26 protein-coding genes are annotated in these 25,670 nt (G+C 66.5%); 10 read left to right on the top strand and 16 right to left on the bottom strand.

Features of this window, described 5'->3' with window-relative positions; translation table 11 throughout:
* The first annotated feature begins 43 nt into the window (after nucleotides 1-43).
* Nucleotides 44-2,086, top strand: a complete 2,043-nt coding sequence (locus tag ACXJKJ_RS21555) for an autotransporter (RefSeq protein WP_457392275.1) — start codon at nucleotides 44-46, stop codon at nucleotides 2,084-2,086.
* A 7-nt stretch (nucleotides 2,087-2,093) separates the two neighbouring features.
* Here ACXJKJ_RS21555 and ACXJKJ_RS21550 read toward each other — a convergent pair whose 3' ends face one another.
* From ACXJKJ_RS21550 to flhB, 6 genes are all read right to left on the bottom strand, one after another.
* The gene (locus ACXJKJ_RS21550; protein WP_457392272.1) at nucleotides 2,094-3,440 is read right to left on the bottom strand and encodes a methyl-accepting chemotaxis protein; all 1,347 of its coding nucleotides are present in this window, start codon (nucleotides 3,438-3,440) and stop codon (nucleotides 2,094-2,096) included.
* Between the two features lie 51 nt (nucleotides 3,441-3,491).
* Entirely contained in the window at nucleotides 3,492-4,205 is a 714-nt protein-coding gene (locus ACXJKJ_RS21545; RefSeq protein ID WP_457392269.1) for an RNA polymerase sigma factor FliA, read from the bottom strand.
* A gap of 98 nt (nucleotides 4,206-4,303) precedes the next feature.
* Entirely contained in the window at nucleotides 4,304-5,080 is a 777-nt protein-coding gene (locus tag ACXJKJ_RS21540; protein ID WP_200955297.1) for a flagellar biosynthesis protein, read from the bottom strand.
* Between the two features lie 8 nt (nucleotides 5,081-5,088).
* Entirely contained in the window at nucleotides 5,089-6,750 is a 1,662-nt protein-coding gene (gene flhF, locus ACXJKJ_RS21535; RefSeq protein WP_457392266.1) for a flagellar biosynthesis protein FlhF, read from the bottom strand.
* On the bottom strand, nucleotides 6,747-8,837 hold the full coding sequence (flhA, locus tag ACXJKJ_RS21530) for a flagellar biosynthesis protein FlhA (protein WP_057295862.1): 2,091 nt from the start codon (nucleotides 8,835-8,837) through the stop codon (nucleotides 6,747-6,749). Before flhA ends, flhF begins: the two co-directional genes overlap by 4 nt.
* 106 nt (nucleotides 8,838-8,943) lie before the next feature.
* Nucleotides 8,944-10,119, bottom strand: a complete 1,176-nt coding sequence (gene flhB / locus ACXJKJ_RS21525) for a flagellar biosynthesis protein FlhB (protein ID WP_457354249.1) — start codon at nucleotides 10,117-10,119, stop codon at nucleotides 8,944-8,946.
* Nucleotides 10,120-10,290: 171 nt separating this feature from the next.
* Here flhB and ACXJKJ_RS21520 point away from each other — a divergent pair, with 171 nt between their 5' ends.
* Complete coding sequence (locus tag ACXJKJ_RS21520; RefSeq protein WP_457392264.1) at nucleotides 10,291-11,043, top strand: substrate-binding periplasmic protein; 753 nt, start codon at nucleotides 10,291-10,293, stop codon at nucleotides 11,041-11,043.
* A 36-nt stretch (nucleotides 11,044-11,079) separates the two neighbouring features.
* On the opposite strand, the gene ACXJKJ_RS21515 is transcribed toward ACXJKJ_RS21520, so the two are convergent.
* The 9 genes from ACXJKJ_RS21515 to ACXJKJ_RS21475 all read right to left on the bottom strand — a co-directional run bounded on the left by ACXJKJ_RS21515 (nucleotide 11,080) and on the right by ACXJKJ_RS21475 (nucleotide 17,319).
* Nucleotides 11,080-11,658 (bottom strand): hypothetical protein, encoded by a 579-nt coding sequence (locus ACXJKJ_RS21515; RefSeq protein WP_457323259.1) that lies wholly within the window; start codon nucleotides 11,656-11,658, stop codon nucleotides 11,080-11,082.
* Between the two features lie 154 nt (nucleotides 11,659-11,812).
* Entirely contained in the window at nucleotides 11,813-12,442 is a 630-nt protein-coding gene (locus tag ACXJKJ_RS21510; protein ID WP_157255979.1) for a protein phosphatase CheZ, read from the bottom strand.
* A gap of 27 nt (nucleotides 12,443-12,469) precedes the next feature.
* The gene (gene cheY, locus ACXJKJ_RS21505) at nucleotides 12,470-12,862 is read right to left on the bottom strand and encodes a chemotaxis response regulator CheY (protein ID WP_056199225.1); all 393 of its coding nucleotides are present in this window, start codon (nucleotides 12,860-12,862) and stop codon (nucleotides 12,470-12,472) included.
* Between the two features lie 55 nt (nucleotides 12,863-12,917).
* Nucleotides 12,918-13,892: a flagellar motor protein MotB gene (gene motB, locus ACXJKJ_RS21500; protein WP_457323260.1), complete on the bottom strand. Its 975-nt coding sequence runs from the start codon at nucleotides 13,890-13,892 to the stop codon at nucleotides 12,918-12,920.
* Between the two features lie 127 nt (nucleotides 13,893-14,019).
* Nucleotides 14,020-14,877, bottom strand: a complete 858-nt coding sequence (motA, locus tag ACXJKJ_RS21495; RefSeq protein WP_056199232.1) for a flagellar motor stator protein MotA — start codon at nucleotides 14,875-14,877, stop codon at nucleotides 14,020-14,022.
* 89 nt (nucleotides 14,878-14,966) lie between these two features.
* The gene (locus ACXJKJ_RS21490; RefSeq protein WP_457392260.1) at nucleotides 14,967-15,719 is read right to left on the bottom strand and encodes a class I SAM-dependent methyltransferase; all 753 of its coding nucleotides are present in this window, start codon (nucleotides 15,717-15,719) and stop codon (nucleotides 14,967-14,969) included.
* Between the two features lie 22 nt (nucleotides 15,720-15,741).
* A complete protein-coding gene (gene flhC, locus ACXJKJ_RS21485; RefSeq protein WP_056263210.1) occupies nucleotides 15,742-16,278 on the bottom strand; it encodes a flagellar transcriptional regulator FlhC in 537 nt (178 codons plus the stop codon).
* Between the two features lie 35 nt (nucleotides 16,279-16,313).
* Nucleotides 16,314-16,634 carry a flagellar transcriptional regulator FlhD gene (gene flhD, locus ACXJKJ_RS21480; RefSeq protein ID WP_457392257.1) on the bottom strand — a complete coding sequence of 107 codons (321 nt, stop codon included), beginning with the start codon at nucleotides 16,632-16,634 and terminating at the stop codon, nucleotides 16,314-16,316.
* A 223-nt stretch (nucleotides 16,635-16,857) separates the two neighbouring features.
* Nucleotides 16,858-17,319 carry a tetratricopeptide repeat protein gene (locus tag ACXJKJ_RS21475; RefSeq protein WP_457392254.1) on the bottom strand — a complete coding sequence of 154 codons (462 nt, stop codon included), beginning with the start codon at nucleotides 17,317-17,319 and terminating at the stop codon, nucleotides 16,858-16,860.
* Between the two features lie 443 nt (nucleotides 17,320-17,762).
* Here ACXJKJ_RS21475 and ACXJKJ_RS21470 point away from each other — a divergent pair, with 443 nt between their 5' ends.
* The 8 genes from ACXJKJ_RS21470 (at nucleotide 17,763) to ACXJKJ_RS21435 (ending at nucleotide 24,978) form a co-directional block, all read left to right on the top strand.
* The gene (locus ACXJKJ_RS21470; RefSeq protein ID WP_457392253.1) at nucleotides 17,763-18,674 is read left to right on the top strand and encodes a flagellin N-terminal helical domain-containing protein; all 912 of its coding nucleotides are present in this window, start codon (nucleotides 17,763-17,765) and stop codon (nucleotides 18,672-18,674) included.
* 291 nt (nucleotides 18,675-18,965) lie between these two features.
* Nucleotides 18,966-19,883, top strand: a complete 918-nt coding sequence (locus tag ACXJKJ_RS21465) for a flagellin N-terminal helical domain-containing protein (protein WP_056199250.1) — start codon at nucleotides 18,966-18,968, stop codon at nucleotides 19,881-19,883.
* A 199-nt stretch (nucleotides 19,884-20,082) separates the two neighbouring features.
* The gene (locus tag ACXJKJ_RS21460) at nucleotides 20,083-21,057 is read left to right on the top strand and encodes a flagellin N-terminal helical domain-containing protein (protein ID WP_056199253.1); all 975 of its coding nucleotides are present in this window, start codon (nucleotides 20,083-20,085) and stop codon (nucleotides 21,055-21,057) included.
* Between the two features lie 146 nt (nucleotides 21,058-21,203).
* Nucleotides 21,204-22,604, top strand: a complete 1,401-nt coding sequence (gene fliD / locus ACXJKJ_RS21455) for a flagellar filament capping protein FliD (protein WP_457392250.1) — start codon at nucleotides 21,204-21,206, stop codon at nucleotides 22,602-22,604.
* Nucleotides 22,605-22,728: 124 nt separating this feature from the next.
* Nucleotides 22,729-23,166 carry a flagellar export chaperone FliS gene (fliS, locus tag ACXJKJ_RS21450; protein WP_056199259.1) on the top strand — a complete coding sequence of 146 codons (438 nt, stop codon included), beginning with the start codon at nucleotides 22,729-22,731 and terminating at the stop codon, nucleotides 23,164-23,166.
* Nucleotides 23,167-23,212: 46 nt separating this feature from the next.
* Nucleotides 23,213-23,512, top strand: coding sequence for a flagellar protein FliT (locus tag ACXJKJ_RS21445; RefSeq protein WP_056199261.1), 300 nt, complete (start codon nucleotides 23,213-23,215; stop codon nucleotides 23,510-23,512).
* Between the two features lie 168 nt (nucleotides 23,513-23,680).
* The gene (locus ACXJKJ_RS21440) at nucleotides 23,681-24,412 is read left to right on the top strand and encodes a flagellar brake protein (RefSeq protein ID WP_457392247.1); all 732 of its coding nucleotides are present in this window, start codon (nucleotides 23,681-23,683) and stop codon (nucleotides 24,410-24,412) included.
* Nucleotides 24,313-24,978, top strand: a complete 666-nt coding sequence (locus ACXJKJ_RS21435; RefSeq protein WP_457392244.1) for a pilus assembly FimT family protein — start codon at nucleotides 24,313-24,315, stop codon at nucleotides 24,976-24,978. Before ACXJKJ_RS21440 ends, ACXJKJ_RS21435 begins: the two co-directional genes overlap by 100 nt.
* Nucleotides 24,979-25,200: 222 nt before the next feature.
* Here the strand turns inward: ACXJKJ_RS21435 and fliE are convergent, their stop codons facing one another.
* On the bottom strand, nucleotides 25,201-25,527 hold the full coding sequence (gene fliE, locus ACXJKJ_RS21430; protein ID WP_056199272.1) for a flagellar hook-basal body complex protein FliE: 327 nt from the start codon (nucleotides 25,525-25,527) through the stop codon (nucleotides 25,201-25,203).
* Nucleotides 25,528-25,670 lie beyond the last annotated feature (143 nt).

Genomic DNA, 25,670 nt, shown 5'->3' with positions numbered 1-25,670 from the left:
GGCGCGGCAACCGGCGCTCGCAGATCATCCAGCAGGAGCCTCCTTGCGTTCGACCTTTACTGGCGCCAGCCGGCGCGGAATTTTATTGGCCGGCTGCGCCGTCCTCACGACGGCCTGTGGCGGCGGTGGAGACGCCACCAGCACGAGCGCGACACCGGACGCCTCCGCCCTGGCGGTCCAGGCTGCCAGGGATATCACAGCGGACGTTCTCGCCAATCGTGACATCACGCTGGACGGTACCGCCGTCATCAAGCTGCCCGCGGGCACGACGACTTATTCCGGCGTCATCAGCGGGCAGGGCACGCTGCGCCTCATGCCCGCCGCCGGCACGGGCACGCTGACCATCACGCGCACCAGCACGTTCACGCTGCCGACGGCCCAGCAAGTCCAGGTCGTCAAAAAGACAATCTATCCCGGCGCAGGCTATGCGCTGACCCGCACCGGCTTGAACCCGCCGGTGCTGACCATCGATCCCGGCGCCACGCTCCAGATCGGCACCAACACCAGCGCCGACAGCTCGCCCAACATCATCGCGACGTCCGACAGCAAGAATGAGGCGAGCCTGATCAACCGGGAGATCAACCTCAACAACATCCTGAACAACGGCACGATCATCCTCAGCAGTGCGCAGTTCGTGCTGCTGGGCCAGATCAGTGGCAGCGGCAGCATCGTCCAGGCCCCGGACGTCTGGGGCGGCAACTCATCGGGTGGCGTCAATACCTACTCGGGTGTGCTCGCTCTTACCGTCGGGCAGGATTTCGGCAGCAACCATGTCGCTGCATCGCTGGCCAATGCCAAGGCGGTCCTCAACGAAGGCTCATGGCTGGTCTGGAGCCCGCCAGGCAGCGTCGTCACGGTGACGCAGAACATCTATGAAGCGGCCTACGGGAACGACATCAACTTCCACGCCATCGGCCCGTCGACCATCGTCATGTCGGGCGTCTACAGCCACACCGACAACAGCCCGCACAACCATCCCAACCTGGTCAACCCGGGCCTGAGCGACCTCAGTTTGAACTTCGCCAAGGTCATCTACCGCGGCGGCGCGAACGACGTCAACGGCAACGACGGCAGCTACCGCGGCATCAACATCGAGCGCGGCGCCGGCGTCGTCCAATGGGGCGACGGCACACACGCCAACTTCTTTCTGCCGTCGGCGCCGTCGCCGGCCGCCCCCTACCCGACGCTTGGCAAGAAGAACGCCTACATCAACCTGCGCAGCGGCACGCTGGCCTTCAACTACAACGGACCGGTGACTCTGCACGTGGGCATCACCGGCGGCGGGGGCGGCCCGCACCGGGATGGCGCGGTCGGTACGGGCAACGTCAAGGTCATGCCGACGCCGGGCAACGACGTGACCTTCGCCCAACCGCAGAACTACAACGGCACCACGACCATCGGCGCCAACGCCATCCTGCGCCTGGGCACAGGAACGCCCGTGCCGCTGAACTACATCACCGTCAATGCGAGCAAGGGCAAATCGACCTTCCTGCAGGCCACCTACAGCGGTGACGCCAGCCTGCTGACGGCCGAGTCGCCCAATGGCGTGGCGAGCAATGCCATCGTCAACGACGGCCAGCTCATCGTCCAGAACACCACGACCGCGATCACGCTGTCCAACATCAGCGGCAGTGGCAGCCTCGCTCACAACGGCGCTGCTGCGCTCACGCTGCAGAACAACAGCTACAGAGGTGCCACGCTGCTCAATGGGGGCACCACCTGGGCCGGCAGCGCCAACGCGATGGGCACGGGCGACGTCGTCAACAACGCGGCCCTGGGGCTGGCCAGCGGCCAACATGAATTGGCGCTGGGGGGTAGCTTCCGGCAGGGCGCGACCGGCCAGCTCACGCTCTCCATCGCCGGCACCGCACCTGGCGTCACCCACGACCATGTCAGCGTAGCCGGGCCTGCCATGCTCGGTGGCAGCCTGGTGCTGAACTTCAGCGGCAGCTACGCCCGGGGGCAGAAGCTCGTGCTGATCCAGGCCACCGGTGGCCTCAGCGGTGCGTTCAGCTCGATCAGCAGCAATGGGGCGACCGTGGCGCCCGGGCAGGATGCCACGAGCTTCTTCGTCACCGTGCAGTAGCTCCCGATCAGAAATTGAAAGCCAGGCGGAGTCCGCCCCAGTGCTTGCCGGCGACGATGATGGGCGCCGCGGCCTCCTTCAGGATGACGAAGCGGCCACCGCCCATGTCGCGCCGATAGGTCTGCAGCAGGAAGGGCCGCGTGTTGCGTGCCGAGGCCAGGCCCGTGCGGTCGTTGAAGATGCGGCGGTAGCGGCTGTTGGCCGTGTTCCAGACCGTGTCGCCCGGGCGCTGCGGCTGGCAGTACTTGCGGTTGTGCGTCGCGATATAGCCGTTGCGGTCGGCCGCGATGCAGAACACCACCTTGTCGCTGAAGGCCAGCATCTTCTCCTGCACGGTGGGGAAGAGGCGATCCGTCAGCTGGCAAAAGCGCGTCGTGTGCTGCTGCGGCGCCGTGCCTTCGATCGGGCGATATTTGTCGTCGAACAGATCGGCCTGGCTGATCTGGCCACCGCGCAGCGCCTCTTCGAGCAGGGCACCGATCTCGGCGGCGGCCTGCTGCGCAGTACGGATGAAGGGCATGTCGTCGACCTCGACGCCGCTCTCGGCGATCTGCTCGACCAGTTCCTCGGACATGCGCAGGAAACGGTCGCTGCCGTCGAAGGCCACCTTGAGGCCGTGCGAGGCCTGGGACACCTCGCGCTCCAGCTCATGGGCGCGTTCGTTGAGCAGGCTCATCTGCTGGCTGCTCTCGCCGGCCGAAGCGGAGATGCGCTGCACGTCCTGCTCGACCTCGTGGAAGGCGGCGTGGATCTGGCTGGGCTTGGCCGGGTTCTCGGTCAGCTCGGCACTGAAGCGATCGATGCGCTCCTGCAGGCTGGCGATGGCGCTGACGATGGCCTTGGACGAGGCCTCGACCTGGCCGGCCAGCGCCTTGACGGCCTCGGCGACGACAGCGAAACCGCGCCCGGCATCGCCCGCGTGCTTGGCTTCGACGGCGGCGTTGAAGGCGACCAGGCGGGTTTGCAGGGAAATCTTGGTGATCTCGGCCGCGGCGCCCGACACCTGGGCCAGCGTGGACGCCATGCCAACGACCTCGCCACCGACGACGCCGAGCGCGCCGMGGGCCCGCTGCACGGCGGCAGCGCTCTGGGCGGTGGCGGTGGTGATGGCGGTCTGCGCCTGACCGATCTGGTTGAGCTGCTGAGCCAGGGCCTGCATGGCCTGGCTCTGGGCCTGGACGATGCGCTGGGTATCTTCCAGGGCACCGCGCACTTCCGCGGCATCCTTGCCGACCGTGGAAATCGAGCGGGCCAGCCGCTTGACGACATTCAACGCCGCACTGTCATCTCGCCGGACGGGCTCGTCCCGAGTGATGGCGGGGGAAGAACCTCCGCCCTTGGGCCACTTGAACATGCATTTGTCCCCGCTTATTGGCCGGGGCTCGGCAAGAAGTGGCCCCGTAAATTACCAGTCACGCAGCTTAACGCGCAACCTTGCAATCGACTGACTGTGCAACTGGCACACGCGGGACTCCGTGACCTTGAGCACGGCCGCAATCTCCTTGAGATTCATGTCGTGCTCGTAGTACATGCTCATGACGAACTGCTCGCGTTCGGGCAGGTTCTTGATGGCGGCCACCAGCGCCTCGCGCATGCGGTGGTCCTGCAGCTGGGCCACGGGGTTGGCGCCCTCGTCGGCCACATGGCGGTCGAGATAGTCGTTGTCGCCGTCGGCACCCGACATGTCTTCCAGATAGACCAGCTGGGTGCCGCGCACCTTGCCAAGCAGCTCCTGGTATTCAGCCAGCGGCAGGCCCATCTCGGCAGCAATCTCATCCTCGCGCGGCGCGCGACCCAGGCGCTGCTCGACCTTGTGCACCGCGACTTCGATCTCACGCTGCTGGCGGCGCGTGCCGCGGCTCATCCAGTCGCCGCCGCGCAACTCGTCGAGCATGGCGCCGCGGATGCGCTGGGTGGCGAAGGTCTCGAACTGCACGCCCTGCTCGGCATCGAAGCGCGACAGCGCATCGTTCAGGCCGATCAGCCCCACCTGGATCAAGTCATTGACTTCCACATTGGCCGGCAGCTTGGCAATCATCTGATGCGCCAGGCGTCGGACCAACGGGCTGTACTGCTTGATCAGCGTGTTGTTGTCGAGGCGGCCTTTGGGTGTGTACATGGTCAGCTCCGCACGGCCGCCCGAAGGGGCTGAAGCGCCCCCGCGGGGGGCAGCGAACGCAGTGAGCGTGGGGGCATCATGTTTGGTCTCCGGCGAGATCAATGCGCAGCGATGAACGGGGAAGACGCCTTGCGCGCCGGGCGCAGCGGAGTCGCGTCGGAGGCGGCGTCAACGGCCGCTCCCGGGGGAGCTGCAAGCAGCAGCTCGCGGGCGAGATGGCGCAGTTCAGGCGTGAGTGGTGCGTGCTGGGAGGCTCTTGGGTCCAGGCAGGCCCAATCGCGCAGCACCGCGCCGAGGAAGCCGTCGGCGCAGGAATGAAGCTGTTGCGCGATGCGGGTGGCCACGCGCAGCTGAGGGTGGCAGGCCATCAGCAGACTGTAGACCATCAGCCCCGCTCGTTGTGTGAGCCATTTCATGCCCGCGTAGGCTTCCGTGACGCTCGCGGGCTCGGTATCTGCCAGCAGCAGCGGGCGCACCTCGCGCAGGGCCACGATGCGGGCGAGTTCGGCCGCTGGCGCGTGCAGCAGGATGACGTCGGCGTCGGGCGCGGCGTCGGCCACGGCCTCCAGGAAGGAAGCCGCCGAGCCATGGGCATTGATGTGGCGCAGCGGCAGCCCGCGCGCGGCAAGGTAGGACACCTTGGGCGACAGGCGTTCGATGCAGTTGGACAAATCCACACTGGCCAGCTCGGAAGGCTTGGCCGAGTGTTCACCGGCGTCGACGACCAGGGTGTTCAGGTTCAGTTCGGCAAAGGCCGCGCACAGGCCTTCCAGCAGCACGCCGGCCCCCATGACGCGCGGGTTGCTGACGACCGGCACGAAGCGGGTCTTGGAAGCGGCGAACAGCCGCCGCAGGCCGTGGGCTTGGTCTTGCATGATGGACATCAGTGGACTGCCCTCATGCCTTCGGTCAGCGGCGCGCCAGCAAAGATGAGGTTGACGTCGGTGTTGTCCATGCGCCAGGCCCCAGAGGCGGCGCCCTTCAGGGCACGCTGCACCAGGCCGACGCTGGGCAGGCGATGCCAGTCTTCCGGTACGCGCTGGCCGTTGGCCACGCCCAGCACCTTGAGCTTGTGGCGGATCAGGGTGTCCAGGGCCGGAGCGAGCTTGACGGCTTCGTCGATCTTGCTGAGCACGACGCCTTCGCAGGCCGCGCCCTTCCAGGCGTTGACGACGTCTTCAATGGTTTCACCCTGCTGGGCGGCATTGATGACGAGCAGCTTCTTGATGCTGGGGTGGGCCAGCATCTCCAGCAGCTCCTGGGTGCGGCTGTCGCGCTGGGCCATGCCGGCGGTGTCGATGAGCACCAGCTTCTTGCTGGACAGCAGGTCCAGCAGGTCGTCCAGCGAGGCGCGGTCATGCGCGGTGTGCACGGGCACACCGAGGATGCGGCCGTAGGCGCGCAGTTGTTCGTGAGCGCCGATGCGGTAGGCGTCCAGCGTGATGAGGCCGAGCTGGCTGGCACCGAACTTGGTGGCGAAGTGGGCAGCCAGCTTGGCGGTCGTCGTCGTCTTGCCGACGCCGGTGGAGCCGATCAGCGCGAACACGCCGCCGCGGTCCTCGATGGCCGGGGCAGCCTCATCGGTATGCAGGTTGCGTGACAGCACATGGGCGGCCCAGGCGGTCTCGTCGGCCGGGTCGGCGGGCGAGCCGGGCTTGAACTCGGACGGGCAGCTCTCGGCCAGCTTGCGAACCAGGGCCGGGCTGAAGCCCAGTTCCAGCAGCTTTTGCGTCAGACGCGCCTGCACGGGCTGGCGCTGCAGCTTTTCCATGAAGGCCAGCGACGAAAAACGTTCTTCGATCAGGCCACGCATCTGGCGCAGCTCGGAAGCCATGTCCATCTGGTTGCGCTGGCTGGCATTGGGCTGGCCGGGCAGCGGCATGGGCTCCACGGCACCGATGTCGCTGAGCTGCGGCACCGCGCGTTGCGAACTGGCTGACGGGATGCGGATCTCGTCGCGCAGCACGGGCGGCGCCGGGCGAGGTTTAGGCTGAGGCTGAGATTGAACCGGTGCAGCGGCGCGCTTGGGTGCCAGCGCGGCAATAGCCTCGGCGGCGCGGCGCTCGCGCTGCTGGCGGGCGGCGTCCAGGGAGGTAGCCGCCGGCTGGGTCGGCGGCGGGGCGATCCGCGTTGCCGTTGCGATGGGATCGGGCTGGCCCGTCATCTCGGCCTGGCGGCGGCGCAGCACGCGCTCGCGCACATAGTCCTGGAAGCTCAGCGTGCTCATGGCGAGTTGCTCGACGTCGCCACTCACCTCGGGGCTGCCGAAGCTGGGCTCCATGCGGGAGCGGTCGGCGAAATTGGCACGGGCGGCAGGCGCCTGCGGTTGCACGGTGGGCGGCGGCACCTGCGGGCGGGTCTGGCTGCGCGGCGCACTGTGGGCCATCTGCTCGATCTGCCCCATGCCTTCCGGCGCCATCGCCAGCACCTCGACGCCTTCTGGCACGGTCTTGTTGGACAGCACGACGGCGTCGGCGCCGAACGCCTGCTTGACGAGCGCGAGCGCCTCGCGGGATGTGCGAGCGGTGAATTTGCGGACGTTCATGCTGTGCCTCCGATGATGGAGCCGATGCGGATGGTGTGGGTCTCAGGAATCTCGCTGTGGCCGAGCACCTTGAGGCGGGGCGCGGCGCGCCTGAGCAGGCGCGCCATGGGCGCGCGGATCAGGTCGGGGACCAGCAACGTGGCGGGCACGCCGCGGTCTTCCTGCTTCTGGGCGTTCTCGGCGGCGCTGCGCGCCAGCGTGTCGGCCACGCCCGGGTCGAGTGCTGCGCCGTGCGGCGAATTGAGGGCCTGGGTGACGAGGCGCTCCAGCTCGGGCTCCAGCGCGATGACGTCCAGCTCCTTGGTGGAGCCGTAGATCTGCTGCACGATGGCCGGCGCGATATGGGTGCGGATGCGGCGGGCCAGCTCGACGGGGTCGGTGACGGCGGCGGCATGCTCGGCCAGGCATTCGACGATGGAGCGCATGTCGCGAACGTGCACGCCCTCCTCCAGCAGCAGCTGGAGAACGCGTTGCAGTGTGGCGATGCTGACCATCTTGGGAATCACGTCTTCGATCAATTGCGGCGCCTGCTTGGTGAGGTGTTCCACCAGGGCTTGTGTCTCCACGCGGCCCAACAACTTGGCCGCGTGCACTTGCATCAAGTGTGAAAGATGGGTGGCCACCACGGTCGAACAATCAACGACCGTAAACCCGCTCATTTGGGCCATCTCCTTTTGCCGCTCCTCGATCCACACGGCCGGCAGGCCGAAGGCGGGGTCGGTCGTCGGCGTGCCGATGAGCTTTTGCGTCGCATGGCCGGGGTTGATGGCCAGCCACATGCCGGGGAAGGCCTCGGCCTCGCCGACAACGGCACCGCGCAGCGAGATGCGGTACTGGCTGGGGCGCAGCTCCAGGTTGTCACGGATGTGCACCGGCGGCGGCAGGAAGCCGACTTCCTGCGCGAACTTGCGGCGCACGCCCTTGATGCGGCTCAGCAGGTCGCCTTCCTTGCTCTTGTCGACCAGGGTGATGAGGCGGTAGCCGACCTCCAGGCCCAGGGTGTCGACCGGCACCAGGTCTTCCCAGCTCGCTTCGCCGGCGCCTTCGCTGCTGGGCATGATGGGCTTGACGGCCTTGGCGGCCTCCAGTGCCTGCTCCTTGCTGCGCAGCCAGTAGGCCAGGTAGCCCAGGCCGGCGGCGATCAGCAGGAAGACGACGTGGGGCATGCCCGGGATCAGCCCCAGCGCAGCGATGACGCCGGCCGTGATGGCCAGCGACTTGGCCGAGCCGAACACCTGCTTGCCGATCTGGCTGCCGATGTCCTTGTCCGTGCCAACGCGCGACACCACCATGGCAGCCGCGACCGAGATCAGCAGGGCCGGCACCTGGGCCACCAGCGCGTCACCGACGGCCAGCAGGATGTAGCTGTCGGCGGCCTGGCCGGCGGACAGGCCATGCTGGGCCACGCCAATGATGAAGCCGCCGACGATGTTGATGGCCAAGATCAGCATGCCGGCGACCGCGTCGCCACGCACGAACTTGCTGGCACCGTCCATGGAGCCGAAGAAGTCGGCCTCGTCGGAGAGTTCCACGCGGCGGCGCTTGGCCTCCGCTTCGTTGATGAGGCCGGCGTTCAGGTCGGCGTCCACGGCCATCTGCTTGCCGGGCATTGCGTCCAGCGTGAAGCGCGCACCGACTTCGGCGATGCGCTCAGCGCCCTTGGTCACGACGATGAAATTGATGACCACCAGGATGGCGAAGACGATCAGGCCGACCGCGAAATTGCCGCCGATCAGGAAGTGGCCGAACGATTCGATGACCTTGCCGGCGGCGCCCGTGCCAGTGTGGCCCTCCAGCAGCACCACGCGCGTGGAGGCGACGTTCAGCGACAGGCGCATCAGCGTGGTCAGCAGCAGCACGGTCGGGAAGGCCGCGAAGTCCAGCGGCCGCACCATGTGGGCGGCGACCATCATGACCATCACGGCCATCGCGATGTTGAAGGTGAACAGCAGGTCCAGCGCGAAGGGCGGCAGCGGCAGCACCATCATGGACAGCACGAGCAGCACCGCGATCGGGGCGCCGAGCGCGGCGATGATGCCCGCGCGCGGGCCGAGCAGGGCTTGGAGTTTGGCGGTGAGCTGGTTCATGCGGCGGGTCTGGTCTCACCTGCATTCTTCGCGGCGGCTCGGAAAACTTGAGCCGGAGAAACGGCGGGAAAACCGGGCTGTTCTCGCCCGAGGCGCCCCGCAGCGCTCACTCTGTGAAGTCTTCCTCGGGCTCGGGTGCCCAGCCCGGCTTGTTGTGCGGGTCGAGCTCCGGCGGCACATGCGGATGCGGCACATCCGGGCGGGCCATGTTGCGCGACGCCAGGGCGGCGCGCAGCTGGTAGACGTAGGCCAGCACCTGGGCCACGGCACCGAACAGCGCGGCGGGGATCTCGTGGTCGACCTTGGCATGGGCGTAGAGGGCGCGGGCCAGCACCGGCTGCTGCAGCACCGGCACCTTGCTCTCCTTGGCCAGGTCGCGGATCTTCATGGCCAGCAGGTCGGCGCCCTTGGCGATGACCTTGGGCGCGGCCATCTTGCCTTCCTCGTACTTCAGCGCGACGGCATAGTGGGTCGGGTTCATGACGACCAGGTCGGCCTGCGGCACGGCGGCCAGCATGCGGCGCTTGGCCATGTCGCGCATGATGGCGCGCATCTTGGCCTTGATCTCGAGGTTGCCTTCAACCTCCTTCATTTCCTGCTTGACCTCTTCGCGGCTCATGCGCATGCGGCGCAGCCAGAGCTGACGCTGCAGCGGCACGTCGATGGCGGCAAACACCGCCAGCGCCACAGCCAGCAGGCCGAGGCCCCCCATCAGCTGCTGGCCCGCGTAGGCCAGGGCGGAGGGCAACGGCACGGACATGATGCCGACATAGGCCGCCAGGCGGTCCTTCAGCACCATGGCGCCGACGATGCCCAGCACCAGGGCCAGCAGCACGGCCTTCAGGGCCGAGCCGAACCCCTGGCCGGTGAACAAGCGGCCCAGGCCGGCGAGGGGGTTGAGATGGCTGAACTTGGGCGCGAGCGGCTTCATCGTCCAGTTCCAGCCGCCGCTGGCCAGGTTGCTGGCGATGCCAACGATCACCAGCACGGCGGCGATCGGTCCCATGACGGCGGCGAAGGCCAGCGTCATCTCGACCAGCCGCTCACCCATGAACCCCTTTTGGGCCAGCAGGCGCGCATCGAAGTGCAGGCCGTTGATCAGCATCTGGCGCAGCTTCTCGACAATCTGCGGCGCGCCCACCGACAGCACGGCGCCGCCAGCGACCATCATGGCGAAATGCGGCAGGTCGCGCGAGCGCGGCAACTGGCCCTCGGCCCGGGATCTTTCGATCTTCTTGGGCGAGGCGGGTAAGTTGCGATCCTGTGCGTCGTGGTCGGCCATGGTGGTGCTGCAGCTGAACCGAATTGTTCGAGGCAGCCGCTGAAACTTGAGCGAGAAAAGCAGGGTGGATGCCCGGCTAATCCCAGCCGGGCCGCAGCGCGCCGGACCAGGTGTGCAGGATTGCCGCCGCCAGGGTGGCGAGGCCGGCGCGGCTCACGCTAATCTCGGGCCGTGCCCCGCTCTGCCCGCCTGCTCACGCTGTTGGCCGCGTCCTGCGCCGGCGCAGCCCTGGCCCAGGCGGAACCGTTGGCCATCGAGTACCGCGACAAGCCGCCCTACAGCTACACGGTGGACGGCAAGCCGGCCGGCTTCCTGATGGAGCGCACCGCCAAGCTGCTCAAGCGCGCCGGCATCGAGGCCCGTTATGCCGAGGTGCCGATCCGCCGCACGCTTCAGAATCTGCAGGCCAACCTGGCGGCGCTGTGTTCACCGGGCCTGTACAAGAACCCCGAGCGCGAGGCCTTTGCCCGCTTCTCCCTGCCCATCCACCGCGACCGGCCGCATGTCGTGCTGGCCCATGCCAGCGTCGCGGCACAGATCCGCGCCATCCCGCGCGTCGCCCAGCTTTTTGCCGATGCTTCGCTGCAACCCGGCGTTCTGGATGGTGTGTCTTACGGCCCGCAGCTGGACCAGTTCCTCGCCACGGCGGCCAAGCCGCCCTTGCGCGCCCAGCTGGCGCCACTGCAGCTGGCGCGCATGGTGGGAGTCCGCCGCGCCGACTACATGCTGATCGACGAGGAAGACCTGAACTGGCTGCGCAAGGACCCCGAATTCGCCCCCCTGCCCCTGGTGCGCGTCGAGTTCGCCGACATGCCGCGCGGGGAGCTTCGCTACCTGGCCTGCTCCCTGCAGGTCAAGTCACAGACGCTGGACAAGCTCAATCAGGCCATCCGCGAGCTGCCGCCCGAAGCGCAGGCCGACTGAGGCGCCAAAGAGAAAAGCCGGGCGGCCCTGGCGCGTTCAGAAGCGCTGGCGGAACCCCAGCGTGATGGGCACGGCGTCGGTACGGGCGCCACTGGCATCGCTGGCGCGAAGATAGTCCCAGCTCAATTCCAGCGTCGCGGTTTCGGTGGTGCGCCAGCCGATGGAAAAGCCCAGCGTGGGCCGCACGTCATGCTTGGTGCTGCCGCCGGCAGAAGCATTGACGAAGGCGGCGCCGGCGCGCCAGGTGGCCTCGACATGCTGCCCCCACCGCACGGCCCAGGCGCCGCCCAGTACAGCAGCACGGAAATGTGCCGAGGTGGCCGGGCCGTAGAAGTCGGCGCCGAAATTTGCCTTGCCGAAGTCCACGTACCAAGCCTCGACGGCGGAGACGCCGAAGCGGTAGCCGGCGCCGACCTTGATGGAGGTGGCACTGCCTTTGCGGCAGCGGCAGAGGATGAAGCCGGGTTCGGACTCATAGTGGGTGCCACCGACGGCAACGTCGCCGTACCAACCGATGCGCGAGTCCGGCGCACTGGATTGAGCCTGGGCCAGCGGTGATGCGACGGCCAGCACGGCGGCCGCCAGGGCGACAGCCCCCTGTTTGATTCGGATCATTTGACTTCCCTGATGTTGTTGATGCCCGCCCGTCTGCGGGCGCGGCGGCGTTTGTAGCAGAAGCCTGCCGCCCACCCAGCGAGCGGCATCACCCATTTCGGGACAAGAAAAAGCCCGCCGAATGGCGGGCTTGATGCGGGGCGCGCGAAGCGCTTCAGAAGCCGAGACTGGCCAGCAGATCGTCGACCTCGCCCTGGTTCGTGACGACGTCGGTACGACCCTCGGCGTTGACGACCGGGCCCTGCAGGATGGTCGGGTCGACCTTCTCGCGCTGCTCGGGCGGCACGACCTGCACCAGCAGCTTGACGAGGCTGTCTTCCAGGTCGTTGGCCAGCTTCACGACCTTGGCCACCACCTGGCCGGTCAGGTCATGGAAGTCCTGGGCCAGCATGATGTCCGTCAGATGGCCGTCAATGCTCGCGGTGCGGTTCTCGACATCCTTGACGAAGTTCATCACGGCGCCACTGGCAACGGCGCGCACCGGATCGGCAACGATGGCAGCAGCCAATTCCTTGGTCGCCCGGCTGATGCCGGCGTGCTCGCCCTTGGCCTGGTCGACGGAGTTCAGCACCTTTTCGGCGGCGGCGGCGGTCTTCTCCGCGATGTAGCTCAGGCGGCTGCGCGCATCGGGCAGGCCGTCGGTGGCCACCTGCAGCTTGGGCATGACGCCCAGGCGCTGCATGGTGTCGTGCAGCGTGCGCGTGATGGTGCCAAGTTGCTGAAAGACTTCGGGCGAGACGAGCAGCGGCTCCTGGGCCTTGCCCAACTGCTCCAGTTGATCCATCGACATGACAGTCCCCTTTTGGTGTTGTCAGGCCGCGGCGGCCAGCTTCTGCATGATCTTGAGGACTTTTTCTTCCAGCGTCGCCTTGGTGAAAGGCTTGACGATGTAGCCCGCAGCACCCGACTGGGCGGCCAGCACGATGTCTTCCTTGCGCGCCTCGGCGGTGACCATCAGCACGGGCAGGTGCTTGAGGTTGGGGTCTTCCTTGATGGCCTTCAGCAACTCGAAGCCCGTCATGTTGGGCATGTTGATGTCGCTGACGACGAAATCGAACTTGGCGCCCTTGAGCATGTTCAACGCCTCGACGCCGTCCTCGGCCTCTTCGCAGTTGTTGTAGCCAATCTCCTTGAGCAGGCCGCGCACGATGCGGCGCATGGTGGAGAAGTCGTCGACGACCAGGAATTTCATATCAGTGCTCATGGCGATCCTCTCTCGGGTGCAGGCGGTATTTCAGGGTCAGCACGCAGTCTAGTTTCTAGCGGGCCGGCGCCGACGATTGAGTTTGCGGCATTTTTCCGTTCTGCGGCACTTGCGTGGACCCGGTCTGCGCAGGCGCTGCGTCGGCTTCGGGCTCGTCGGGCACGTTCTTCAGCACGGCGTCTTCGGCGTCGCGGTTCATGACGATGATGCTGATGCGCCGGTTCAGCGCGCCGTTGGGGTCCTTGGCGTCGAGCAGCTTGCTGGCGGCCAGGCCTTGCACGCGCAGCATGCGCGCCTCCGACAGGCCGCCCGCGACGAGCTCGCGGCGCGAGGCATTGGCGCGGTCGGCCGACAGCTCCCAGTTGCTGTAGCCCTTGTCGCCGCCGGGGAAGGCCTGGGCGTCGGTGTGCCCCTCCACCGTCAGGCGGTTGGGCACCTCGGTCAGCACGCTGCCGAGCTCGCGCAGCAGTTCACGCATATAGGGCTTCACGACGGCACTGCCACTGTCGAACATCGGCCGGTTGCCCTCGTCGACGATCTGGATGCGCAGGCCTTCCTTGGTCATGTCCAGGCGGATCTGACCGCCTAAAGCGGCGAGCTTGGGGTTCTCGGCCAGCACTTCCTCGACCTTGGTCTTGAGCTGCTCCAGCCGCGCCTTCTCGGCCTTGCGCTGTTCTTCCTTCAGCGCACGCAAGGTGTAGCTGGCCCGCTTGGCGGCGCTCTCGCCTTCCTTGACCTGGCCGGTCTCGCGCGTGAGGTCCTTGCCGCCGCCACGGATGACGCTGGAGGAGTCCCCCGAGCCCGAGCCGCCCAGCATCGCCACCTTCAGGGGCGACTGGAAGAAGTCGGCAATGCCCTTCTTGTCGCCCTCGGTCGTGGAGCCGAGCAGCCACATCAGCAGGAAGAACGCCATCATGGCCGTGACGAAGTCGGCATACGCGATCTTCCACGCACCGCCATGCACCGCATGGCCGCCCTTCTTCACCTTTTTGATGATGATGGGCTGTAACTTCTTTGCGTCGCCAGCCATCAGACGGTCTCCGTGTTTCCGGCGCGCGAAGCGCCGCCACCCTCAAGCGGCAGCCGTGGAACTGGCTTTGCCAGGCCGCTGGGTGCGCCCCCCTGGGGGGGAGCGCCGAAGGCGCTTCGGGGGGGGGTCATTTCTTCTTGACGTGGCCTTCGAGTTCCGTGAACGACGGCCGGTCACCCGAGAACAGCACTTTGCGGCCGAATTCGATGGCCACCTGGGGCGCATAGCCCTGCATGCTGGCCAGCAGCGTCGTCTTGATGCACTGGAATTCCTTGCCGCCGTCCTCGACCTTTTGTTCCAGCAGGCCGGCCAGCGGCTCGGCGAAGCCGTAGGCCAGCAGGATGCCGAGGAAGGTGCCGACCAGCGCCGAGCCGATCATGCCGCCCAGCACCGCCGGCGGCTGGCCGACCGAGCCCATGGTGTTCACGACGCCCAGCACGGCGGCCACGATGCCAAAGGCCGGCAGGCCGCCCGCCAGGCGCTGCAGCGCGGCAACCGCCGCATGCTCTTCCTGGTGGTGGGTCTCGATCTCGCTGTCCATCAGCGACTCGATCTCGTGGGCGTTCAGGTTGCCCGACACCATCATGCGCAGGTAGTCGGTGATGAATTCGGTGACATGGTGGTCGTTGCCCACCACCGCGTACTTCTGGAACAGCGGCGAGTTGTGCGGATCCTCGACGTCCTTCTCAATGGACATCAGGCCTTCCTTGCGCGCTTTCTGCAGGATGTCGTACATCAACGCCAGCAGCTCCATGTAGCGGGCCTTGCTGTATTTGCTGCCCTTGAAGCAAAGCCCCAAGCCGGCGGCCGTCGCCTTGACGACCTTCATCTGGTTGTTGGCCAGGAAGGCGCCGATGGCCGCGCCGAAGATGGTGATCATCTCGAAGGGCAAGGCGTGCAGGATGACGCCGATGTTCCCGCCGTGAGCGATGAACACGCCGAAGATGCAGACCATGGAGATGGCCCAGCCGATGATGACGAACATGCGCGGTTGAGTTTGGGGTGTTCAGGCCATATCGGCCCGGAGCCGGGGGGCTTGAGCAAGTATGCCGCGCGTCAGTTGCGGCAGTACTTTCAATTGGGCCCCTTTGAGACGGCTTTCCCTACAGTTGCATACAACCATACGGGTTGCCCACCCGGCAGCTGCCAGTTGGCCACGGGCACCACATCGGGCACGGCAAAGTCCAGGCTGACCAGCCAGGATCCCGGCGCCTGCTCGGCGCAGGCCTTGGCCCAGACACGAGGCATGGACTCGGGCCGCTGGAAGACATAGACCAGGGCAAACGGCGCCCAGTCGTCGGCCCACAGGTCGCCCTGGCGCACCGTGGCGCCGCGCACGCGCCAGCGCGCCAGCGAGGCCAGGGGCCGGCTCCATTCGACGCCCTCGACGCGGGCTTGTGGGTAGATGTGCAGCAATTCACGCAGGCCGTCGCCGACACCGCAGCCGGCGTCCAGCACGCGCGCACCCGGCGGCAGGGGCGCCAGGGCCGGCAAACGGGCCAGCGCGCCGCGGGGGGTCGGGAACAGGGGCGCCTCGGACCAGCTGCGGCGCGGGTAGAGCCACCACAGCAGCACCAGCGGCGCCAGCCACAGCAGGCCAGACGCGCCGCCCTGCCAGCCCAGGGCCAGCACGGAGGCCGGGAAGCCCAGGGCGACGATGAGGCGGCGCCAGCGCTCGCCATTCAGCCAACCCAAGGCTGCGGCGACGGCTGCACCCAGCGCCAAGGCCGGGCCGGGTGACAGGCCGGCAAAAAGCGCGGCCGCATAAATGAACCAGGCCGCCAGCCAGCTCAACAGAGCCGGCAGCGGCCAACGGGTGATCCACATGGCGAACAGTGTCGCCCTGTATTCAATGCATCTGGATGGAGCCCTGCGCACGGCCCTTGCCAGCGCGTGCCGGCGGATTGCACAGGCCGCAGACGTAGTGGCGCGCCACTTCATGCGGGTGGGTGACGAAGTGGCCGTTGCACTTGGAGCACTTGGTCAAGGTCAGCATGCCGTTGTCCACAAACTTGACCAGGCGCCAGGCGCGCGTGACCGACAGCATGGCTTCCAGGCCCTGGGCCGTCGTCTGCTCCTGATAGAGCTGGTAGGCCTTGATGACGGTGTCGATCTCGTCCATCTCCGCGGCCTTGTTCAGGTACTCGTGGATGTTCAGGAAGAGGCTGGCGTGGATATTGGGCTGCCAGGTCATGAACCAGTCGGTCGAGAAGGGCAACTGGCCCTTGGACGGCGACTTGCCGCTCACTTCCTTGTACAGGCGCAGAAGGCGCTCGTAGGACAGGTCGGTTTCCGATTCCAGCACCTGCAGGCGGGCACCGAGGTGGATCAGCTGAACGGCACGGTCGATCTGCTTGGCTTCGGTGAGGATGCTTTTGACGCGCATGGTGTGGCTCCGGAATCAGTAAGGGCGGTTCTAGATCAGGCGTGCTCGTGGCGGCCGGCGATCAGGATGGAGGCGTGCAGGCGGCTGACGCTCTCGTTCGCACCGGGCTTGCTGTGGTTGGTCAGCAGGCCCCACACCAGGTCGTCGCTCATGCGGAAGGCGCACAGCAGCGTGTTGCCGGAAGCGATCTTCATGATCTGCGCCGGGCTCAGCGTGCCAATCAGCGTGGCCGTGTCCTCGCTGATGCCCAGGCGGTACAAGGCCTGTTCGCGGTCGACGCGGATCAGGCTCTGGGCCAGCATCAGGTAGGACAGGTTGGCTTCACGGATCTCGGCGAGCATTTGGTCGGTGTTCATGGCGGCTTCCGTCAGAGGTGATGGGGTGTTGCGGATCAGTGAAACGGATTGTGTTGACCCCTCTTCTTTCGCGATATCAGGCTGCGTCGGTGCGCCACGTCACCTTTTCTGGAAGCCCTTGTCAGCCAAATTCCTACAGCCGCGTCGGGCTTGCCGGCGCCCAAAAACCAAGGCCCCGGCAGCTCGCGCTGGCCGGGGCCTTGAAGGTGTGAAATTAGTCGCGTCAGTCGCGCTGCAAGCGGTGCAATTCCATCATGGCGACCGGCATCAGTTCTGGTGACTCGGCGCGCAGGCTGTCAGCGCCGGGGCCCGACTGCAGCGCAGTCAGCACCTCGATGGCCCGCTTCTTCTCACCGCGGCCGGACAACGCAAAGCCCAGGGTGTAGAGGCTGGGGCCATGATCGGGCTGGATCTTCAGCGCGCGCTCGGCGCTGGCAGCGGCCTGGTCGTGGCGGCCGGCCACGAGCAGCAGCGCACCCATGTCGGCCAGCAGCTCGTGGCTCATGGGCTCGTCAGCCAGGGCGTCCTGCAGGATGCCCAGGCCTTGGCCCAGGTTGCCCCGGGCGGCCTCGGCAAAGGCAGCATTGYGGGCGCGGGCCAGCAGCATCAGGGGTTCTTCCGGCGGCGTGGCGGCGGCGGGAAGGTGAACAGCTTTTTGACGGGTCGAGGCGGACAAGGCGGGCATCGCAGGCTCCAGTCCGGCGTGCGGGTTCGGCCGGGATGGAGCGGACTTTAGGCAGGCCTCAGACGACCGATCCAAGGAAAAGGCAGGCCCGAGCAGGCCAAAAAATCTTCATCCGGCTGATCCGATGAACAAGGCTTTGCAGATGCCTCTGTTCAAAAGATCACACCCCTTGACAAAAGCGACTCAAGAAACGTGTCAGCCCGTCCGATAGCCATTGCAACGGCGCCGGCAACGGTTCCGTGGTCCGGCTGGAAAGCCGAGGCGATGTCCAAAGCTCAGGCGGCGGACGAGCTTCAACGGTTGACTGGCGTCGGGCGTAGCCACAAGGGCTTGCCTATTAGTTAGTAAGGCGAGTCTGCGTGGGCAGCACGGGTGCCTCACCCGGGCACTCGGGTCTTCGCCGGCGCTTTGCCGGGTCATCTCTAGCTAAAAGGAAGCGCATCATGCCCGCAGTTATCAATACCAACCTGCTGTCGCTCAACGCGCAGCGCAATGCCAGCTCCGCACAAAGCTCGCTGGCCACCTCCATGCAACGTCTGTCGTCCGGCCTGCGGGTGAACTCCGCACGTGACGACGCCGCCGGCCTGGCCATCGCGGAACGCATGAATTCCCAGGTCAAGGGGATGAATGTGGCCATCCGTAACGCCAACGACGGTATTTCGCTGTCGCAGACGGCTGAAGGCGCCCTGGGCAAAGTCAACGACATGCTGCAGCGCATGCGTGAACTGGCCGTGCAGTCCGCCAACGGTACCAACAACACCGACGACCGCACCRCGCTGAACAACGAGTTCACGCAGCTGCAGAGCGAAATCACCCGCCTGAGCAACAACACGACCTTCAACGGCCAGGCCGTGCTGACCAACACGACGGCGTTCAATTTCCAGGTCGGTGCCAACGCAACGACCAACGACACCATCACGATCAGCGGCCAGAACATGCTGGGCACCGTCACCGCCGCCGGCAAGAACGACGGCGCACTGGCTGAAGTGGCCAACGCAGCCAACACCGACATCTCGAACGTCGGCGCGGCCGGCACCGGCGCGACCTTCGATGCCTACACCGGCACCGGCACCAAGGGCGCCCTGGATTCGATCGCCAAGATCGACCAGGCCATCGCCCAGGTCAACGTGGCCCGTTCGACCTTCGGCGCCGCCCAAAACCGCTTCGACGCCGTGATCGAAAGCCTGGGCACCGCGGTCGAAAACCAGTCCGCCGCCCGCAGCCGCATCATGGATGCCGACTACGCCATGGAAACCGCCAACCTGAGCCGCGCGCAGATCCTGCAGCAGGCGGGTACGGCCATGATTGCCCAAGCCAACCAGCAACCGCAGCAAGTGCTGTCGCTTCTTCGATGATCCTGGGCCAGCCTCGACGCTGGCCCTGAGCTCCGACGCGACAGCCGTCGTCGTCGACCCCCGAGGGCAAAGCCCGCCAGCTCAAGCACCTTAAAAGGCCGCCAATCACCCCGCAATTCGCGAGATTGAGCGGCCCGTTTTACAAAGGATCACTCTCAAGCGTTCCCCCGACCGGTCCGATAACGGTTTCAACGGGTCCCAGCTCGTCAGCCCAAGCAACAGGCCACAAGGCCCCATGCGCCGGCTGCCCAGGGCTCGGATTCAACCTATTGGCACTGAAAGGAACGCGCCATGTCCGCAATCATCAACACCAACCTCGCCTCGCTGAACGCTCAGCGCAACACGTCCGCCTCGCAGGGCTCGCTGATGGTCAGCATGCAGCGCCTCTCGTCGGGCCTGCGTGTCAACTCGGCCAAGGACGACGCCGCTGGCCTGGCCATCGCCGAACGCATGAACACCCAGGTGCGCGGCATGAGCGTGGCCATCCGCAACGCCAACGATGGCATCTCCTTTGCGCAGACCGCTGAAGGCGCACTGGGCAAGATCGGCGACATGCTGCAGCGCATGCGTGAACTGGCCGTTCAATCAGCCAACGGCACGAACAACATCGACGACCGCACTGCGCTGAACAATGAATTCTCGCTGCTGCAGTCCGAAATCACGCGCCTGTCCAGCAACACCAACTTCAACGGCAACTCCATCCTGACGGGCTCCGCAGCCACCACCTTCCAGGTGGGCGCCAACGCGACGGCCAACGACACCATCACGATCACCGGTGCCGACATCCTGAATGCCGCCACCGCTGCCAGCACCAACCAGGGCGCCCTGGCCGAGGTCACCAACACGACCAACACCGACATCCTGCTGGTCGGCGCGGCTGGTACCGGCGCCACCTTCGATCTCTACACCGGCACAGGCACCAAAGGTGCGCTGGACTCGGTCGCCAAGATCGACCAGGCGCTGTCCCAGGTGAACACGGCCCGCTCCACCTTCGGTGCCGCCCAGAACCGCTTCGACGCCGTCATCTCCAGCCTGCAGGTGTCGGTGGAAAGCCAGTCGGCCGCGCGCAGCCGCATCATGGACGCTGACTACGCCAGCGAAACCGCCAATCTGAGCCGTGCGCAGATCCTGCAGCAGGCCGGCACGGCGATGATCTCGCAGGCCAACCAACTGCCCCAGCAGGTGCTGACGCTGCTGCGCGGCGGCTGATAGAAGCAAGGCCGCCGGCGGTGGGGCACCGCCGGCACGGGCTTGAGAAGCGTTGAACAACGCTTCCTTAATAGCCGTGGTTTTGACCGTTGTTCGCGGGTTTGACCTGCGCAGGGCACCAACACAATTCACTCCATCGCGTCGCTGACTTCTGCGGCGCGGACACCGGAATCAACCGGGCTGTTGCAGGAGTGCTTAAATGCCCCAGACGATCAATACCAACATCGCATCGATGAACGCGCAGCGGAACCTGAACAGTTCCCAAGGGCTGCTGGCGGTGTCGATGCAGCGCCTGTCTTCTGGCATGCGTGTGAATTCCGCCAAGGACGACGCCGCCGGTCTGGCGATCGCCGAACGGATGAACACCCAGGTCCGTGGCATGTCGGTTGCCATGCGCAATGCCAATGACGGCATCTCGCTGGCGCAGACGGCTGAAGGCTCGCTCGGCAAGGTTGGCGACATGCTGCAACGCATGCGTGAACTGGCCGTGCAGGCCGCCAACGGCACCAACAACGTGCAGGACCGCGCGGCGCTGAACAACGAGTTCACGCAGCTGCAGACCGAAGTGGGGCGGCTGATCCGCAATACCAACTTCAACGGTTCGCAGATCCTGACCGGCGCGGCGACCTCGTTCACGTTCCAGGTCGGCGCCAACGCCACGGTGGATGACCAGATCGTCATCACCCAAAGCGACATCCTGACGACGACCCTGGGAACCAGCGGCACGCCCAACGGCAACGACGGCGCCCTGGAAGCTGCCATCAACAGCACCAAGATCAACATTCTTGGCGCCTCCGGCAGCGGTACAGGGGGCGTACCGCCGACCGCGGCGGTGGATTTCTCCGCCGCTGGCGCGCCGCCCGCCCTGACGGGCGCCAACGGCGACGAAGGTGACCCGTCGGTGGCCGTCCAGTTCCTGGACTTCGCCCTCGCCCAGGTCAATCTGGCCCGCTCCACCTACGGTGCGACGCAGAACCGCTTCGACTCGGTGATCGCCAACCTGCAGGTCGCCGTCGAGAACCAGACTGCAGCCCGCTCGCGCATCATGGATGCCGACTACGCCCAGGAAACGTCCAACATGTCGCGGGCACAGATCCTGCAACAGGCTGGCAACGCCATGGTCGCTCAGGCCAACCAGCTGCCGCAGCAGGTGCTGCAACTGCTCAAGGGCTGAGTCGCCCGCCGCACCCAAAAACGCCGGGATCCGCGTGTCGGAAGTCCCGGCGTTGTCATTTCAGCGCCGGCCCCGCGAAAGTTTTCCTAAAGTTCGCCACCGGCATGCCGAAGGCGTTACGGAACGGGTCTTAACAGGAAAGGGCTATGGCCACCATCTCATCGCTCGGTATCGGCAGTGGTCTTGATGTCGAGAGCCTGGTCAGCAAGCTGATGTCGATCGAGCAGCAGCCGATCAACAACATCAAGCAGGCTTCTGCCAGGCTTCAGACCAAGATCTCCGCTTACGGCCAGCTGCAGTCGGCCGTATCCAGCATGCAGACGGCCGCTCAGAAGCTGTCCGACGCCAGCCTGTGGAACGCTTCCACGGTCAGCGTGTCGGACAGCTCGGTCGCCACCGTCAGCGCCAGCAGCGCGGGCAGCCAGAACCATCTGCTCAAGGTCAGCCAGCTGGCCTCGGCCCAGTCTGTGGCCAGCCGCATCTTCACTGGTGGCAGCGAAACCCTGGGTGACGGCACCCTGACCATCGCCCTGGGCCGTTGGGCCGGTGACCCGCCGGTCTTCACCGCCGGCAGCGGCACGCCCGCCGCCATCACCGTCAGTGCGACCGACACGCTGTCCAGCATCCGCGACAAGATCAACGCCGCCAATGTCGGTGTCAACGCCAGCCTGGTGAACGACGCGGCCGGCACGCGCCTGGTCATCCGGTCGCTGAGCACCGGCGAGAACCAGGCCTTCCAGATCACGAGCCCCGATGCCGCCCTGGCCGACCTGACCTACGATCCCGGCAGCGGCGCAGGCATGGCCCAGACCCAGGCCGCCAGCAATGCCCAGTTCAACTGGGACGGGCTGGACCTGACCTCCGAAAGCAACACGCTGACCGGCATCACCGACGGCATGAGCGTGACCCTGCTCAAGACGACGGCCAGCGCCATCAGCATCGGCACCAGCAACGACACGACCAGCATCAAGAAGGCGATCACGGATTTCGCAGACTCCTACAACAAGCTGCTCAACCTGATGCGCGACCAGACCAAGTACGACGCCGGCACCAAGACCGCCGGTGTGCTTCAGGGCGACAGCAAGGCAGTTTCCGTGCAACAGATGCTGCGCGGCATCACCGGCGGCAGCACGACACTCGCCGGCGCCTTCGGCCGCCTGGCCGACATCGGCCTGGAACCCGGCCAGAACGGCACGCTGACGGTCAACTCGACGAAGCTCGACAAGGCGCTGACCAATCTCACGGACTTGAAGAAGCTGTTCGCCGCGCCGGACGCCGCCACGCCGCGCAACCGGGGCTTCGCTCTGCAATGGAACACCTTTGCCACCCAGATCCTGGGCACGGACGGCGCCATCACCAACGGCCAGAGCAGCCTGCAAAAGCGCATCGCCAGCAACGACGCCACGATCGACCACATGCAGGACTCGCTGACATTGACCGAAAAGCGCCTGCGCGCGCAGTACAGCGCGCTGGACACCAAGATGAGCCAGCTCAGCGCGCTGTCGTCCTATGTCAACAAGCAGTTCGGCAGCACCTCGTCGAGCTGAGCCCGTGAAGAATTGCAAACAAGGCGCCTTAGGGCGCCTTTTTCATGCCGCCGGCGGGGGGTGGTCGCCTCAAGTTCCCCGGCCGGGCGCCGAAATTTGAAGGTATCCAGCCCAGAGAGCCCCCATGTACGGATCCTCCTCCCCGTTTGCTTCCCGAGCTCACCGCGCCGGCTCCGCCTACGGCAAGGTCGGCGTCGAGACCGATGTCCTCAGCGCCAGCCCGCACCGCCTCGTCGCCCTGCTGTTCGACGGCGTCATGGAAGGCATGAACATGGCCCTGGCCGCGATCCAGGCAGGCAACACGCCGGTCAAGAACAACTCACTGTGCCGCTGTGTGCGCATCCTGGACGAAGGTCTCAAGGCTGCCCTCAACCTCGAATCCACCCCGCTGGCCCACGACCTGCGCGACCTTTACGCGTATCTGTGCATGCGGCTGACCCAAGCCAACCTGCACAGCGACGTCGCTGCCATCGAGGAGTGCAAGCGTCTGCTGGCGCCAGTACGTGACGCCTGGCAAGCCATCGCCGACAACCCCGCAGTGCGCCCGCCCAGGGCCGCCTGATCCGCCCAATCCGCCCCGCCCTGCTCACGCTTTCCGGTACGCCCCCATGAATTCCGAACTGCTCAACTATTACGAGGCCATCGAACAAGCCAGCGCCGACATGCTGTCAGCTGCCCGCACCGGCAACTGGGATGAAGTCGTCAAGCTCGAAGGCGCCTGCGTGCTGCTGATCTCCCAGCTCAAGTCCGCCGCCAACCAGTCCCAGCTGGCCCCGAGTGAATCGGCGCTGAAGACCCGCATCATGCAGCGCATCCTGCTCAATGACGCCGAGATTCGCCATCTGGCCGAACCCTGGCTGGAAGACCTGGATCATGTGATGAAGGGCAAGAGCAGGATGGTGCATTGAGCCCCTCGTCCGGTCTCGCCCTGCTGAACGCGGGCGAGTCCAGCCGGTCCCCCGAGGGGACGGCGATGCTTGCGGCGTCGAGCCGCAAGCACATCGCCCAAGGCGGGCMGGCTAGGGGCGGCCCGGCGCTCGGCCCGCAAAACCAACCCGCGCAGCTACCATCCTGGCATGAGCGCTCCTGAACCCACCTCCGAGGAACTGCGCGTCGCCTCCACTGCCGAGATCGCGGCGTATCTGCAGCAACTGCAGCGCGAGAATTCCGGCGTGCTGCTGAGCGGCCCCCAGGGCCAGAGCCTGTCCAGCCGCATCGTCGCGCTGGACGCCGACGCCGACCTCATCGGCCTGGAGATCGGCACCGATCCCGACGGCATCAGCCAGGCCCTGGTGGCCGAGGGCGAGATCACCGCCGTCGCCTACCTCGGCGCCATCAAGCTGCAATTCGAACTCGAGGGCCCCGTCCTCGTCAGCGGCGAACAGGGCACGGTGCTGCGCAGCGCGCTGCCAGCCCGCCTGTACCGTTTCCAGCGCCGTCAGTCCTTCCGCGTGCAACCGGCCGGCAGTGCCTATCCGCGCATCGTGCTGCCTGGCGCCGAGCAACCCGGCCGCGCACTGCGCGTGCTGGACCTCAGCATCGGCGGCCTCGCGCTGGCCCTGCCGCCCGATTTCAGCCCCCTGCCCGTGGGCGAGGTCAGCGACGGCCTGGTGCTCGAGCTGGATCGCATCAGCGCCCTGCGCGTCACCCTGCTGCCCCACCATGTCAGCCCCATCGCCGGCGATACGAGCGGCATGCAGCAGCTGGGATGCTCCTTCGTCGACCTCGATGCCAACGCCGGCCGCTCGCTGCAGGTCTATGTGGACCAGACGCAAAAGCGCCGTCGCCTGCTGAAGCTGGATCCATGAACGCGGCCGGCGGACGGGCTGAGCACAGGGCCGCTCCCAAGCCAGCCCGCGTTCCCTCGGGGGACCGGTGCGCGTACTCGCGCGCCGAGGGGCAAGGTTTCACGCTTCTCGAGGTGGTTTTCGTGCTGGCCGTGCTGGGCATCATCCTGTCGGCGGCCGTGCCCAGCTACGCGAGTTATCTGGCCCGCCAGCGCCTGCGCCACGTGGCCGAGATGCTGGAGCAGGACCTGCGCCGCGCCCGCGGCCTGAGCGTGGACGAGGGCCGCAACATCTATGTCAGCTTCAGCAGTGGCGCGCAATGGTGCTGGGGCACCAGCCGCACCGCGCCCTGCGACTGCGCCACAGGCGTGCCGCGCTGCGAGCTCGGCGCCATCAACTCCCGCGAGCACAAAGGCACGCTGCTGCAGTCTGGCCAGAGCGTCACCTTCCAGGCCGGCATGGGCCGGGCGCTGGAATGGACGCGCATCGGCATCTCCAACGACCGCAATCAGCAGCTGTATCTGGACTTGAACCCGTTGGGCCGGCCAGCGATCTGCGGAGCAGACGCACGAAAAGGCGCTTGCTGAGTGGTGCCCCTCGCCCAGCCTTGCCGCGCTGGACGCGGGCAAGTCTGGTCGGGACCGCGCTGCGGCTAAGGCCGCAACGCTTCGGCAGGCACATGCCGCCCACTGGGCGCCATGTGTCCGGCCTCAGCCCCGAAGGGACGGCGATGCTTGCGGCATTGAGCCGCAAGCACATCGCCAAGCCGGGCCGGCTCGGGAGCGGCCCAGCGCTCGGCCCGAAAGCCGCTAGATCTGCATGTTCATGATCTCGGAGTAGGCCGAGACCAGGCGGTTCCTGACCTGCAGCGTGGCCTGGAAGCCGATCTGCGCCTTCTGCATCGAGACCATGGTCTCTTCAAGGCTGACGGTCGGGTTGTCCAGTTGCACCTCGCGCTGCAGGCGGGCGGCCTCGTTCTGCGAGGCGCTGACATTCTTCAGCGCCTGCGTCATCGCGTCGCCGAAGCTGGCGCCTGACGTGGCGGCCGGCTTGGGCGCAAGCGGCGTGCCATTGACCGCCAGGCCCGCTCGGGCGGCGGCCTGTGCAAAGTCGAAGGGGCGCAACTTCATGTCCATGGGGCAGGACTTTGGCAGCAAGTCACGCGCACTAAGGGCGGAGATGCGCGGGCTCAGTCGGCCACTTCGGCGCTTTCTTTAGGGGCCTGGCACGAATAATTTGCGCCATCGCCGGATTCCCCGGCCCCCGCTGTACTCGCCCA

Source organism: Roseateles sp. P5_E1 (genome assembly GCF_054049335.1).
The sequence above is the reverse complement of the archived record's forward strand: the minus strand, read 5'-3'. Positions and strand labels throughout refer to the sequence as shown.